Annotated in this window: 15 protein-coding genes; 10 read left to right on the top strand and 5 right to left on the bottom strand. The window is 56.3% G+C overall.

Translation table 11 applies throughout. The annotated features are described in order from the left end of the window. Positions 1–869: 869 nt before the first annotated feature. The 5 genes from SLW75_RS16965 (at position 870) to SLW75_RS16985 (ending at position 4,555) form a co-directional block, all read left to right on the top strand. Positions 870–2,654, top strand: coding sequence for a P-loop NTPase fold protein (locus SLW75_RS16965; RefSeq protein WP_410934983.1), 1,785 nt, complete (start codon positions 870–872; stop codon positions 2,652–2,654). A gap of 371 nt (positions 2,655–3,025) precedes the next feature. Further along, entirely contained in the window at positions 3,026–3,184 is a 159-nt protein-coding gene (locus tag SLW75_RS16970) for a hypothetical protein (RefSeq protein WP_162835411.1), read from the top strand. After that, complete coding sequence (locus SLW75_RS16975) at positions 3,181–3,387, top strand: hypothetical protein (protein WP_410934984.1); 207 nt, start codon at positions 3,181–3,183, stop codon at positions 3,385–3,387. Before SLW75_RS16970 ends, SLW75_RS16975 begins: the two co-directional genes overlap by 4 nt. 18 nt (positions 3,388–3,405) lie before the next feature. Beyond that, positions 3,406–4,239, top strand: coding sequence for a phage antirepressor N-terminal domain-containing protein (locus SLW75_RS16980; protein ID WP_410934985.1), 834 nt, complete (start codon positions 3,406–3,408; stop codon positions 4,237–4,239). A gap of 76 nt (positions 4,240–4,315) precedes the next feature. Next, entirely contained in the window at positions 4,316–4,555 is a 240-nt protein-coding gene (locus SLW75_RS16985; RefSeq protein WP_410934986.1) for a hypothetical protein, read from the top strand. A 17-nt stretch (positions 4,556–4,572) separates the two neighbouring features. Here SLW75_RS16985 and SLW75_RS16990 read toward each other — a convergent pair whose 3' ends face one another. Then, positions 4,573–4,914 (bottom strand): LexA family protein, encoded by a 342-nt coding sequence (locus SLW75_RS16990; RefSeq protein ID WP_410934987.1) that lies wholly within the window; start codon positions 4,912–4,914, stop codon positions 4,573–4,575. Beyond that, entirely contained in the window at positions 4,907–5,185 is a 279-nt protein-coding gene (locus tag SLW75_RS16995; protein WP_410934988.1) for a hypothetical protein, read from the bottom strand. The genes SLW75_RS16990 and SLW75_RS16995 overlap by 8 nt, the downstream gene beginning before the upstream one ends. Between SLW75_RS16995 and SLW75_RS17000 the strand changes: the two genes are divergently transcribed. Then, the gene (locus SLW75_RS17000) at positions 5,184–5,510 is read left to right on the top strand and encodes a hypothetical protein (RefSeq protein ID WP_410934989.1); all 327 of its coding nucleotides are present in this window, start codon (positions 5,184–5,186) and stop codon (positions 5,508–5,510) included. The genes SLW75_RS16995 and SLW75_RS17000 overlap by 2 nt on opposite strands. A gap of 72 nt (positions 5,511–5,582) precedes the next feature. Beyond that, positions 5,583–6,263 carry a hypothetical protein gene (locus SLW75_RS17005; RefSeq protein ID WP_410934990.1) on the top strand — a complete coding sequence of 227 codons (681 nt, stop codon included), beginning with the start codon at positions 5,583–5,585 and terminating at the stop codon, positions 6,261–6,263. 53 nt (positions 6,264–6,316) lie between these two features. Here the strand turns inward: SLW75_RS17005 and SLW75_RS17010 are convergent, their stop codons facing one another. Genes SLW75_RS17010 through SLW75_RS17020 form a run of 3 tightly spaced genes read right to left on the bottom strand, consistent with a single transcriptional unit; the run spans position 6,317 to position 9,921 of the window. Next, positions 6,317–7,078, bottom strand: coding sequence for a DNA adenine methylase (locus SLW75_RS17010; RefSeq protein ID WP_037016338.1), 762 nt, complete (start codon positions 7,076–7,078; stop codon positions 6,317–6,319). Positions 7,079–7,090: 12 nt separating this feature from the next. After that, positions 7,091–8,161, bottom strand: a complete 1,071-nt coding sequence (locus SLW75_RS17015; protein WP_410934991.1) for a phage portal protein — start codon at positions 8,159–8,161, stop codon at positions 7,091–7,093. Next, positions 8,161–9,921: a terminase ATPase subunit family protein gene (locus tag SLW75_RS17020; protein ID WP_410934992.1), complete on the bottom strand. Its 1,761-nt coding sequence runs from the start codon at positions 9,919–9,921 to the stop codon at positions 8,161–8,163. Before SLW75_RS17020 ends, SLW75_RS17015 begins: the two co-directional genes overlap by 1 nt. A 155-nt stretch (positions 9,922–10,076) precedes the next feature. Here SLW75_RS17020 and SLW75_RS17025 point away from each other — a divergent pair, with 155 nt between their 5' ends. From SLW75_RS17025 to SLW75_RS17035, 3 genes are read left to right on the top strand one after another with little or no spacing between them, the layout of a single operon-like run. Next, positions 10,077–10,943, top strand: a complete 867-nt coding sequence (locus tag SLW75_RS17025; RefSeq protein WP_410934993.1) for a GPO family capsid scaffolding protein — start codon at positions 10,077–10,079, stop codon at positions 10,941–10,943. Between the two features lie 37 nt (positions 10,944–10,980). After that, positions 10,981–11,985 (top strand): phage major capsid protein, P2 family, encoded by a 1,005-nt coding sequence (locus tag SLW75_RS17030; protein WP_110950443.1) that lies wholly within the window; start codon positions 10,981–10,983, stop codon positions 11,983–11,985. A 2-nt stretch (positions 11,986–11,987) separates the two neighbouring features. After that, a complete protein-coding gene (locus SLW75_RS17035) occupies positions 11,988–12,692 on the top strand; it encodes a terminase endonuclease subunit (protein ID WP_410928196.1) in 705 nt (234 codons plus the stop codon). Positions 12,693–12,727 lie beyond the last annotated feature (35 nt).

A 12,727-nucleotide genomic window follows, 5' to 3' on the forward strand; every position in this document is an offset into this window, starting at 1 on the left:
GTAGAGTTTCGATATGGGTTAGATTTATAGACAGGATAAGTTAGGAACTAACCTTTTCTAACTGTTAGAAACAGTGAATAAAATATCCTTATAAATCAACGACCTAACCACCACCCCCCATTTCACCTAACCCTATTCTAACCTCGCAAAATAAGCGTCTACCCCCCGTCGTTATTGGGTTTGGCCTCCCGCGCAGTGCCTCAAATAAAAACTAACCCTTTTCCCGTGGCTGAACCTAGAAACAGCCCCCAGAGATCGCGCCTACAGGGCGTTCGAAAATAGGGGGGCGTGCAGGGATTTGCAGGGTTTTCTCAGCTCCAATTCGCGCAGGAGAGGCCCGGCGCGGGCTGTGGGGAGAGGTCTGCAGGTGCGCAGAAAACTAGACCTATTTAGCCCGCAGGCGTGGCGGGGGGACGACGGCGCGCGCCAGGTGAAGACCCACCCTGCCCAACCGGCAGCGCTCCAAAACGGTGCACTGCAAAGTGCCTGACTCACCCTCGATCCCACGTCGCGGCTATCAGCCAGAACACCGCCGCCGATCTCCTGCCCGCGCGTATACTGGCCTGGCAGGTGCAACACAGAGAGGCAAACGAACGGTTCTGTTCAGTTGTCACCGAAATGGTGAGATTCTTCCCTTGCCTGGCATCAAGCGCAGTGCGCGCGACGGGATCAACTTCAAGCAGTTGCTCACCCTCCAAGAGCAAGCGCACAACCCTGAGAAGTTGCTGGACGCTGCTTCCGGCAGCTTTGAACGGCACGGCCCACACAGTCGGCTGCGTCAAGTGACCGATGCATTGGGCTTGCCCACACCCCTGCTGGAGTCTGGCCCCTTAACAAAAGCACTCATACCGAATAAAAGGATTTAGCGAATGTCCATTGCGAAAGTTGAAAAGACACTCATTAGTTTTGGCGCCCGTGCTGCGTCCACGGCTATAGTGCTCAAAGGTGAGTGGGGCACAGGTAAAACATACTTTTGGGATAAGGTGGTTAAATCCCATTTCGATTCTTTTCCTCGAAAAAAATACTCTTACATTTCGCTCTTTGGCTTAAGCTCGCTCAGTGACCTCAAGCGCTCGATATTTGAAAATACTGTACCCTGCTCTAAAGCAGGTAGTCGAACAACAAAAGATTCGGTAATTGAAAACATAAAGAATCTTGATCTTAGTGACGCGCTAAGCGGTCTTCGTAAAACGCTTAGCTTTGGAAAAGAAGCAAAGCTCCCACTAATTGGCAGCCTCAGCGGCATCATTGATTCTGTGCAGTACGCAACGATTAGCGACACAATAATTTGCATTGACGACTTTGAGCGCCGCGGAAACGGTTTAATTTCTCGAGACGTACTCGGGTTAATATCAAACCTAGTCGAATTCAAGAGCTGCGCAGTGGTTTTGATTTTAAATGATGGATCATTAAAAAAAGACGATGAGTTTTTCGCTTTTAGCGAAAAGGTCTTCGATTACGAAGTGACCTTCGCCCCCTCCGTTCAAGAGTCAGTAAACCTTATATTTAGTCCTAGCGGCAATGAGCATAGCGCAGTGGGCGAAAACGCACAAAAACTCGGAATTAACAACATACGAATTTTGAAGAAGATTCAGATGTTCGCGAAGATTCTTGATGAATTGTTGGTTAACAAACATTCCAAAGTAGTTCAGCAAGCTCACAGCACTCTACCCCTAGCTGTTTACGCTTTGTACGGCGGAGGCAAATGCAAGGCCGATATTGATTTCATCTTACGCTATCAGGGCCGTATGGACTCGTATCTGCCAAGCGATGCTGAAGACTCTGCTGAGGAGAAGGAAAGCAAGAGAGTCGCCGAAGAGAAAAGCATTTACTTAGCTGAGTATGGTTTTGGCGCCTGCGACGAGTTTGATGCGGCAGTGATCAATCTTGTGAGGAAGGGGTACGTCGATGACGACTCCTTGAAAATTCTAGTCGAGGAACTAGAAAAAAAGATTCAGCACGACAAGGATGTGGCCTTACTTGCTCAAGCCTGGGAATTGTTCCATGCATCATTTCTTGACAACGAAGCGGAGGTTTTTGAAGCCTTTGAACTAGCGATATCGACAGCTCTCCAGCACTTCACTATCACCGATCTCGATGCCGTGGCGTGGGTATATTTTGAAACTGGCCGTGGAGATAAGATAAAACCAGTTATCGACAAATTTTTTGAGGAAGTATTTCCCAAACATGGAATTAAGAAAAGAGAAAATCTGTTCCAAACTCCCCGCAATGAATATGTCTTACAGAAACTGGATCATTACCTGGACAGCTTAGCGATCACTGGAAATTTAAGCGAGCTTGTTCAAGCAGCGATTGACGGATCAGATCTTCTCAGCGCAGAAATTAGGAGAGGTATTTCGCAAAAGACGGACAGTGAGTTTTACGAGTACTTTAGCGGACTTGATAGTACAGAGTTTTCTGGGCGTGCTAGGATGCTACTAAAGTGCGGTGAACTCTTCTCGCATGACGTCCAAGCCACGGAAGATTTTAATGCTATTTTTATAAAAACTTATGGGGCGCTTTTAAAGCTTTCAGGACTTTCCCCGCTGAACTCTATCAGGATGCAAAAATTTAGAAATTATGAGCGGATTTACAACGACTGCATAAGTGATCGTAATTCAAGAATCGAGCGCGAAAACAACGGTGATCAATGAGGCCGATGGCCTGAGGTCTGCATTAGCTGTCATGCTCGGCGGAGCCGTTACCTCGCGGTCGGATTTATCGCGAACGCTCTGATAGCGCGTGGGACTTGCAATGTGAAAGGCCAAAGGCTTACATTGCGCACGTCGCTGCAGATTCAGCGACCGGGTTTGGCGACCCGAGCACGTTAGGCGCAACAGCGCCCCCTTTCACATCTGCAGGCGCTTTTTTTGTGCCCGCCGTTCTGTGTTATGGCGGCTGTGCGTGGGAGACCCTCGGGTCTGCCGGGTTCCTAACGTCCCGGTTCGCCAACCTGCGTACAGCTGCCACCCATATCGTTTGGCGACGATCGGTAGCAGCTCCCCACTACGTTAGGAGCTCCACCATGACCGCTCTCATTCCGTCCAAAATCCGCGCACTTGCCCACCGCCGCATGGCTCTCGCTGCGCTGCACGCTGACTCCTCGCTGTCCACTCGCCTCAAGCGCTACAACCATCACATGCTCCAGGTGCGCGTTCTCGAAACGCACGGCGGTGCCCAATGAGAAAGCCCTACGTTCTCACTGAGGACGATCTGTTTGACCTGGAACGGGCCCGAGACTCCCTTGCCCTGGTGCATGCGCTGGCCCAGCAGGCCGATCACCCGGGGCTGTACCAGCCCCAAATGCTGGCGGGCTTTCTCGATGGGATTTGCACTGACCTGAACCGCGTCATTCGTTCCGCTACCGGCAATCAACGCCGCATCTAAAGACTGAGGGAACACACGATGAATACCCAATTGATGCCCGTTTCATTCCACGGCGACACCGTGGTGCTGGTAGGCAAAGACGGCGAACCTTACGTGGCGATGAAGCCGGTCGTAGCCAACATGGGGCTGGACTGGAAAAGCCAACACACCAAGCTGGGCGAGAAGTTCGGTTCAGTTATGGCGGAAATCACCACAACCGGCGTTGACGGAAAACAGTACGGAATGACCTGTCTGCCACTGCGCAAGCTCGCGGCCTGGCTCTACTCCATCAGCCCCAACAAAGTGGCGCCCGAGCTGCGCGACAAAATCGTGCAGTATCAGGAAGAGTGCGACGAGGTGCTTTGGAACTACTGGAGCAAAGGCGCCGCCGCTCGTCCTGGTGCGGTCACGATTGCTCAGCAGATCAGCATGTCCAAGCATCGCTTCGCCCTGATGAAAGAGCTGATGCGCAGCCGTGACAAGGTCATGCGTGAAGCGCTTGAAGACGAGATAACGCGTTTGTCTGAATCGATGGGGCTGGAGGTGCCAGATCTGGCTGGGCTTGGCAGCGTCGAGCCTCCCCAAGCTGATGTCGTTGCCGACTTTTGGGCTGCGCTTCTGCAGCTCGACGCGAAAGGCGTGGCTTACAACCACTCGAAAAAGCCCGGTCTGATCGCTCTCAACATGCCGTACCTAGCTGAACTATTCGCCAAGCACGGCATACCGATAGTGCTCGGCCCCGGTGTTACAACAGCGTTGAAAAGCAGCATAAACCCGCGATTCATCGACCTGAAGGCGGTGGACAGTGTGATCAGGAAGGTCACGGTGAAGTGCTGGCTGTTCGCTCAGCCGGACCTAATCAAAGCGGAGTAAATAAAAAGCCCTTACCGCCTTGGTAAGCAGGCGGTAAGGGTTTTAGGGTTCCGGCTTTATCACAGAGGAATCAAACATGAGCAGCAATTCCATACAGACCGGCGACGCGATCATGACCATCGCCACCGAGGCCGGTGTCGCCGAGGAGATCGCGCTTAGTGAGGCTGAAGCTCTTGCGCTGGCCCAATTCGTCAGCCGTCAGGGCTGGGCAGAGTTTTCGGCAAGCGCTCCCGATGATGCCGGGGCCTTTCTGGTGAAACAGTCCGTCGACAAACTCCAAGACCTGATGGCCCGCGCAGGCTTTTCGCCGCGCTGATCTCCCCAGCGAACAGGTCAGTTTCGGGCATGGTCCCTGAGACTGTGAGTCACGACCCCCCAAACCTCGAACTCGTCGTTTTCCATGATGTAGCAGCTTGGGTAACGGGGATTGGCTGACCTGAGAATCGGCGTTCCGCTGACTTCAAAGGAAAGCAATTTAACCATCGGCTCCCGATTCACCACGGCGATCACCACATGGCCCGCTCGCGGGTCGATCGCCTTGTCCACAATCAGAATGTCCCCGCTGTAGATCCCCACGCCTTGCATGCTGTCGCCATCCACCTTGACGAGATAGGTGCCGGCGGCTCGGATATTGAGCTGCTCATCCAGAGAGATTTTGACGTGATCGTCAATCATGTGAATCTTCCTTAATAGTGCCCGCCACGTTTGGAAGCCGATGACGCTCCTCAGTCATCAGCTGCTGCATCAAATGCAGGGCCGTCAGATCCCCACCTACCTCCTCGCGCCATGCTTTATGCGTGGTCTTATAAAGATGGTCGACCTTCGCAATCACCCGGCGGTAGCGCTCCACCTCCAGCACCAGGCGACGGCATTTAGGATGCTCCACCCAAATGTCCCGCAACTCGGCTTGGGTTACTGGCTTGAAAGGAGGAAGTTCGGGAGGCATGGGCGTCGGCCAATACTGGATGTACAAACAGTATTTTTGCATAGGTGAAAATCTGCGGATAGGACCGCCCGGCGAAAGCGGCGCCGATCGCAAGCGTAACCGCTTCAACATCTACGCCGAATGCACGGCCGTTTGGCGCCGTACAGAAGCCGCCCAGCGCTTCACCGGTGAATCCACCGACGAACTGCACACATATGCATCGTGTTCAGTTGACATAGTTATTATTCGTGGTCAAATGTGTTCTTGTGCGTTTGTGTTTTTGTGCATTTGTGTTGTTGTGCGATTGTTAAACAATGCTACTGCCTACAAGCGTAACCACCGGTGAATCGTCCGGAGGCAGTCCGTCTAAAAGCGATCAAAGCGGCAGTGCGAATCACTGCAAGGGTAGAAGGCAGTCATGCCAAAGTTAATCGTAAAGGACTCTGAGGTAATCAAGCTGTTCGCCCATCTGATGCGGCGGCCTGAGAACACTCGTTTCTACGATTCCTTGGTAAATGCCGAAAACCGTACGGACATCAGTGCGGATGCTCAGTGCGTCATGGCTCCCGGGTACCGTTTGCTCAGGATCGACCATCGCGAGCGTCCTTCCAGCGATGAATTCGAAATCGCGCTGGTCAATGACCTGCTTAATTCGGTGGTTTACTACAACAAGGTCATGATTTCGACGATCATTGACCTGAAATGCCGTCCGGCAACCCAGAATTTAATTTGGCGCACCACAGACACTCGCCACTCGGCGGTGATGAAGGATGTAGCTCAGAAGGTTTTCTTCAACTACATTTTGAGCCGTTACGACGTGATTTTGTCGGACAATCATCAGACGGGTGAGGGCAAATTCTTCTGGCAACGTCAGATGTCCTATGCGTTGGCCTTGGGCCTTTACGTGTATTACTACCAAGTTATGTCGGCGTCGCTTCAGCCTATCCCCAATCAGGATGCGCTTGACGGCTTGGCTGACCAGCTTTGGTCCGAGGACGACGGTCAGGAATACCATCTTGCGTTGATTTCTAGGATTGAGCTGCCAGCGGAACAGTCGGTCAGTGGCGGAAGCAACTCGAGTCTGAAGATCGTCAGGTGACGTAGGTTGCCTCAAACAGAAAAGCCCGCCTTGCGCGGGCTTTTTTGTGATCGCTACCAGTTGAAATAGACCAGCTCGTTGACCTCAATCCCGCCATTGCCGCCGACGGTGTGCCGGAACGGTACTTCTTTCAGCCTGAGCCCGGCGAACACCTCGCGGATGCGGGGATGATCCCCCACCGAGATCACCATTTTGCCGCGAATCGTTCGGGCCAGATCGGCCATGGCTTCGAACTGCTCAAAGCCGAAGTCTCCTACCTCGTAGCCGGCGGTGCCCCAATAAGGTGGGTCCAAGTAGAACAGCGTGTGATCGCGGTCATAGCGCCTGATGCACTCTTTCCAGTCGAGGTGCTCGACGGTCGTCCGTGCCAGACGCAGATGGGCATCGCTCAATTTTTCTTCGATGCGCAGCAGGTTCAGCCTCGGGCCTGAAGTCGTACCCGTCCCGAACGCTCGACTTTTCGCCCTGGCACCGAAACATAGGTTCTGCAGATAGAAGAACCGCGCCGCTCGCTGGATATCGGTGAGAGTCCGCGGGGCCTGCTCTTTGGCCCACTCGAACATGGTGCGGCTGACCAGGGCCCATTTGAACTGGCGCACGAACTCTTCCAGGTGATTCGCAACGACGCGATACAGATTCACCACATCGCCGTCAAAGTCGTTGATCACCTCTACCCGGCTGGGCTCTTTCATGAAGAACAGAGCCGCGCCGCCGCAAAAGGGCTCGACGTAGCAGTCGTGATCAGGGAACTCGGGGAGGATGTGTTTTGCCATGCGACGCTTGCCGCCCATCCACGGGAAAATCGGAGCAGACATTCTGGGTCCTTATTACGGATTGAGAAGAGAGTTGTCAGCGACTGGTTCGAAAGGCCGGAAGCGCACCACCTCTTCGCCCAGCCAATCGTTGATCTGCTGCAAGCGGGCCTGAACGGGCTCGAGCTCGTTCATGGCCCAGATCTCGGCGGCTTCCTTGATTGAGCCGAAGCCACCAGCGTTCTGCGGGACGATGCCCATGAGTTGCGGCGGGATACGCAGCGCGGCCAGCATGTCGTCGCGGCTGATGTTCTTGATCGAGGCGAACTCGTCCTTTGCCGCGACCTCACTGACAGGGATCAGCTGAATGCCGTCCTTCTTGCCGCCAGGCGCATACATGAACAGATTGCGGAAGTTGCCCGGCCCTTTTGCAGCCTTCAGCGCGCTGCGCAGGGCCGCAACGTCTGTCTCGTTCTGGGCCGTGTCGGTCATGTACATGATGAAGCCGGCGTGACTGCCGTTGTTGTAGTACTTGCGTCGAAACAGAGTGGCGGACTCGTTCAGCAGCGCGCTTTGCAGCGCCGGGAGCCACTCTGGAAGGCCGTAGATTTCCTGATTGATATCAGCCTCGCGCTGATGAAAAACGGTCCCCTTCTTGAACTCGTGTTCATCGCTCCACCCACGAACCTGGTAATAGGTGTCCAGGTCAACGCCGCGCCGCATGTACTTGCCCAAGGCAGGCTGCAAGCCGAGCGTGCTCCGCATCATGCTGTCGCGCTTTTCGAGATAGCCGTTGCCGCACCAGAGGAAGTCCAGGGCGAACTGTTCGAACGTCTGCCGTGTGAGGAGCTTGTGAGGGATGAAAGTGCGAGCCAGCATGTTCCGTTTGAAGTTCAGCCCCGACTGCAGGAAGACGCTGGCCCTGGACGACTTCGCAAGACCATCAAGGGACATGGGCGGCTCGTACCATCGCCCGTTGAGCCAGCACTCCAGGTAATCAAGTATTCCCCGCTCATCAAGCACGGGCGTGGGATCGCCGAAAGTGAACGCCTCCATCTTGCCGCCGGCCGCAGGTAGCAGATCTCCCTCGATCGGGGGCTGGGTCACGGCGCTGGGTTGCGTGTTTCTGCTGCGGCGGTTGCTCATCAGTAAATCTCCATGAAGCCAGTATTCGTTGAGGTCTGGCCCTCAAGCGGTTCGTTCTGCAGTGCGTGGAAGAGCGCCCAGGCGAGATCCGCGTGTCCGGTCTCGTCGGTGCGGCCTGCGGTATAGGTGAATTGCCGGCCGCTGGCCGTGATGGTCTTGCGGATCGCCATCAACGACTGCGCCATGTCGGTCCAGCCGGCGTCGAATTCGAGGCGACCCTTGTGAATCACGTCGTATGCCTTAAGCACCAGGCGCGTCTTCACCTCGGGCGAGTAGCTGAACGTGGTGACGTTCGGAAAGAATTGGCGCACCAGCTGGGCCACGCCCGAGCCCATGCCGGTAATGTCGACGCCGATGTAGGTGACCCAGTACCGCAGCGTGACCTGCCGGATCGCTTCGGCCTGCGCCGCGAAATCCATTCCCCGGAACTGATGGCGCTCGAGCACGCGGAATTTACCGCCGGGCACAAGCGGCGGAGCAACAACGACCAGGCCGGAGCTGTCGCCTGTTTCCGCAGGGTCATAGCCCACCCACACCTGCCGATCGGCAAAAGGCCGCGACGCGAATGGCTTGTAGTCCTCTGACCACTCGACCCAACTGTCGACCATGCACGGCTGCAGCACGTTGAGGGGGAAGATGCTGGCCCCGTCGTCGACGAACTGACACATGAGCAGATTCGCGAACGCATCCGCGTTGTATTCAAGCCGCAGCTCTTCCAGGTCGAAGAGATCGCAGCCGCGCTGTTCGGCGTCCAGGATGGTGACGATCTGACGCCAAATCCGGTCCTCGCACAGCCTGCCCTGCTGCAGCGCGTCGTGGGACACGTCCAGATTGAGGCGCTGCGCCACCGGCTTGCCTTTGTTGAACCGTTCGCCGGTCCAGAAGGTGTACGCCTCATGCGCCATGCTCGATGGCGTTGAAAAGTAGGTACGTCGGTACTGCTTCTGCATCGCCATGCCGCTGGCGACTTTATTCAGCTCGTTGAACTTGAACGTCCAGAAGAATTCGTCAAAGTAGAAATTACCGTGATAACCCTGAGCGGTTCGGGCGTTCGTGCCGAGGAAATGCAACTCGGCGCCGTTGGCAAGAATGATCGGATCGCCAGTCAGTTCAACGCCACACACTTCACGCGCAAACCCTTGAATGTAAGCCTTGAAGATATGCGCCTGATTCTTCGAAGCCGACAGGAATATCTGGTTGCGGCCAGTGACCAGGGCGTCAATAAACGCCTCCCGGGCAAAGTAGTAAGTCGCGCCGATCTGCCGGCTTTTGAGGATTGCCCTGGTGCGCTGATTGCTTGCCCGGTACCAGTCCAACTGATAGCCAAAACAGCCGTCTTTGAACGCCTCGGTCAGCTGCTCGATCTGCTCCTCGCTGAACTCGTTTCGCGCCGCTTTCTTCTTCGGCCCCTCGTTGCGCTTCGCAAGATTCGGATTGAGATCAGTGTCGGTACCGCCCGCCTTGTACCGTTCAATGCGCGCCTGCCGTTCCAGCTGACGGTGGAGCAGGTCAATTTCCTTGAAGTCACCGCCGGTTTTCCCGTCTTTCAGGATCAGCTGCACCAAGCGCGCTTCCAGAGCCCCGCCGATCCGCTCCACGTTGTCGGCCCGGTCCCACTCGTCGCGCGTCTTCCAGGCGTGAATGGTCTTTTCTTTCTCACCCAACATTTCGGCGATCGCGCAGATCCGCAGGCCAGTCCAGTAAAGGAATTTGGCCTGACGGCGGTTATCGCGGATGGGAGTGGCTTCTGTTGTCGTCATGGCGGCGATGCTGACGCCACGCGCGCGTGAAGGCGTAGTGACGGGCCGTGTAGCGCCCCGGGTTACAACTGGCGCCGATTGCTCACAAAAGCGCCAATGTCGACGATGCACCTCAACGCAACTGCACCCGCAGCAACGCTTTGAGGACCCGCTCGATGAGTAAGAAATTTCGATCCAAATGGTTTCGCGTCGCCGTAGAAGGCGCGACCACTGACGGCCGCCAGATCGAGCGTCAATGGCTGGTCGACGCCGCTGAGACCTACAACCCGAACACCTACGCAGCACGCGTCTGGATGGAGCACTACCGCAGTGTTCTGCCTGACAGCCCGTTCCGTGCTTACGGCGATGTGCTGGCAGCGAAGACTGAAGAAGTCGACGTCAACGGCGCGAAGAAGCTGGCCCTGTTCGTCCAGATTGAACCGACGGCCGACCTGATCGCCATGAACAAGGCGCGTCAGAAGCTGTACACCAGCATCGAGATCGCACCCAAGTTCGCCGATACCGGTCGCGCTTACCTGGACGGGTTAGCCGTCACCGATTCGCCTGCAAGCCTGGGCACTGAAATGCTGACTTTCAGCGCGCAGAACCCGGACGCATCGCCGCTCAAGGCACGCAAGAGCAAGCCGGACAACCTGTTTTCCGAGCTGCTGGAAGCGAAGCTTGAGTTCGACGAGATCGAGGAGACCCCCGGCAGGTTCGAAGAGCTGTTCTCACGCATCGCCGAATTGCTCGGCGCGACCAAAGAAAAAGAAAAGCCGGTCGAGATCGAGAAGCCCGAAACCGACGACGGGAAGTTTTCGAAGCTGAACGACGCCGTGGGTGCGCTTGCCGGCCACGCTGCCGAGCAGTCCCGGTTGTTTACCTCGATCGAGGAAGCCCACAGCTCCCTGCAGGGCAGTTTCGACAAGCTCAGCACCGACTTCAACGACCTGATCAAGCGCCTGGGCGAGACCCAGGACCACAGCCAGACGAGCCGTCCACCCGTAGTCGGCGGCGACGGCGCTGTGCTGACTGCCTACTGATCGAACCGCTCACCCAAAGGTTTACCTGGAGAACACCATGCGTAACGAAACACGACTTGCCTTCAACGGCTTCAGCAAGCAGGTGGCACTGCTCAACGCCGTCGCCTCGGCGGCTGAGAAATTCACCGTCACTCCGACGGTGCAACAAACCCTCGAAACCGCCATCCAGGAATCGAGCGATTTCCTGAAACAGATCAACGTCATCGGCGTCGATGAGCAGGAAGGTGAAGCGATCCTGCTGGGCGTGGGCTCGACGATTGCTGGCCGTACCGATACGTCGGTCAAGGCTCGCGATCCGCGCAGCGTTGGCGCGCTGAAGAGCGACACCTACAGCTGCAAGAAGACCGACTTCGACACCTACGTGAAGTATCAACTGCTCGATGCCTGGGCAAAGTTCAAGGATTTCCAGGCACGCTTGTCGGGCGCGATCGTCGGGCAGCAAGCACTCGACCGCATCATGATCGGCTTCAACGGGAAAACCGTTGCCGCTGACACCGACCGCGCCGCCCATCCGTTGCTGGAAGATGTAAACATCGGCTGGCTTGAGAAGTACCGCACCAAAGCACCGGAGCGTGTTCTGAGCAGCGGCAAAGTTGCCGGCAAGATCACGATTGGCCCGAACGGCGACTACAAAACCCTCGACGGTTTGGTGTACGACGCGATCCAGTTGCTGGACCCGTGGCACCGCAAGCGTCCAGATCTGGTCGTTTTGGTCGACCGCAACCTGCTGCACTCCAAGTTCCTGGCGAACATCGAAGGCGCAGCAGACAACGAAAACGAGCTGGCTGCAGCCCGCATCCTTGCGAACGGCACGCTGGGCGGTCTGCCCTACGTCGATGCCCCGTTCTTCATTGACGGCGGTGTGTTCGTGACCACCCTCAAGAACCTGTCGATCTACTTCCAGATCGGCGCTCGTCGCCGTATGACCCGCGAAGAACCGGAGCGCGATCGAATCGCGGACTACCAGTCGTCGAACGAGGCTTACGTCGTCGAAGACTTCGGCCTGGGCGCTCTCGTCGAACACATCGAAGAGGCCAAGTAATCATGGGCCTTTCTCTCGCTCAACGTCACCGGCTGCAGGCGCTTGCGTCACAGGAAGCCGCTGCTGCTACGCCGTTGGTATCGATGGCGGGCGGGACGGCCTACGAAATGCAGCTCGCCCAGCTTCTCCAGGATCGTCTGCGTCTCAAGCAGATCCAGTCGAATGAAGGGAAAGCCGCGCTGAAGTTGCAGCTTCTGCCGGCCTATATCCCCTACGTCGACGGTGTGTTGTCTGCCGGCAACGGCGCCCAGGACGAAGTGCTGACGACGATCATGATCTGGCGCGTGGACGCCTCGGATTATGCCGGCGCGCTCCAAATTGCAGCGTATGTGTTGCAGCACAACCTGCTCATGCCTGATCGCTTCGAACGAACCACCGGCTGCCTGATTGCTGAAGAAATCGCGGAAGCGGCCTTGAAGGCACAGAAGACCAACGGAACGTTTGACCTCGCCATCTTGCATCGCGCGATGGAGTTGACCGCAGACCACGACATGCCCGACGAGGCCAGGGCGAAGCTGTACCTCGCTACCGGCCGCGCCACTGTGGCAGGTCTGGACGCGGATAACCCCGGCCAACCCGGGCAGGTAATGGCAGGGATCGAGCTGCTCAAACGGGCCATCGAGCTGAACAGCAGCTGCGGTGGCAAAAAAGACCTGGAAGGCGCCGAGCGCCTTCAGAAAAAGATTGCTCCCCCACCAGGGAGCTGACCGAGCGTACCCCGCAACCCCGGCGGCCCGAGGCT

This window comes from Pseudomonas sp. W5-01 (assembly GCF_046540435.1).
GTDB classification, from domain to species: Bacteria; Pseudomonadota; Gammaproteobacteria; order Pseudomonadales; family Pseudomonadaceae; genus Aquipseudomonas; species Aquipseudomonas graminis_B.

Excerpts from the sequence above, each read along its gene's own strand:
- SLW75_RS16965 (WP_410934983.1), top strand. The coding sequence starts at position 870 with ATGTCCATTGCGAAAGTTGAAAAGACACTCATTAGTTTTGGCGCCCGT.
- SLW75_RS16970 (WP_162835411.1), top strand. The coding sequence starts at position 3,026 with ATGACCGCTCTCATTCCGTCCAAAATCCGCGCACTTGCCCACCGCCGC.
- SLW75_RS16975 (WP_410934984.1), top strand. The coding sequence starts at position 3,181 with ATGAGAAAGCCCTACGTTCTCACTGAGGACGATCTGTTTGACCTGGAA.
- SLW75_RS16980 (WP_410934985.1), top strand. The coding sequence starts at position 3,406 with ATGAATACCCAATTGATGCCCGTTTCATTCCACGGCGACACCGTGGTG.
- SLW75_RS16985 (WP_410934986.1), top strand. The coding sequence starts at position 4,316 with ATGAGCAGCAATTCCATACAGACCGGCGACGCGATCATGACCATCGCC.
- SLW75_RS16990 (WP_410934987.1), bottom strand. The coding sequence starts at position 4,914 with ATGATTGACGATCACGTCAAAATCTCTCTGGATGAGCAGCTCAATATC.
- SLW75_RS17000 (WP_410934989.1), top strand. The coding sequence starts at position 5,184 with ATGGGCGTCGGCCAATACTGGATGTACAAACAGTATTTTTGCATAGGT.
- SLW75_RS16995 (WP_410934988.1), bottom strand. The coding sequence starts at position 5,185 with ATGCCTCCCGAACTTCCTCCTTTCAAGCCAGTAACCCAAGCCGAGTTG.
- SLW75_RS17005 (WP_410934990.1), top strand. The coding sequence starts at position 5,583 with ATGCCAAAGTTAATCGTAAAGGACTCTGAGGTAATCAAGCTGTTCGCC.
- SLW75_RS17010 (WP_037016338.1), bottom strand. The coding sequence starts at position 7,078 with ATGTCTGCTCCGATTTTCCCGTGGATGGGCGGCAAGCGTCGCATGGCA.
- SLW75_RS17015 (WP_410934991.1), bottom strand. The coding sequence starts at position 8,161 with ATGAGCAACCGCCGCAGCAGAAACACGCAACCCAGCGCCGTGACCCAG.
- SLW75_RS17020 (WP_410934992.1), bottom strand. The coding sequence starts at position 9,921 with ATGACGACAACAGAAGCCACTCCCATCCGCGATAACCGCCGTCAGGCC.
- SLW75_RS17025 (WP_410934993.1), top strand. The coding sequence starts at position 10,077 with ATGAGTAAGAAATTTCGATCCAAATGGTTTCGCGTCGCCGTAGAAGGC.
- SLW75_RS17030 (WP_110950443.1), top strand. The coding sequence starts at position 10,981 with ATGCGTAACGAAACACGACTTGCCTTCAACGGCTTCAGCAAGCAGGTG.
- SLW75_RS17035 (WP_410928196.1), top strand. The coding sequence starts at position 11,988 with ATGGGCCTTTCTCTCGCTCAACGTCACCGGCTGCAGGCGCTTGCGTCA.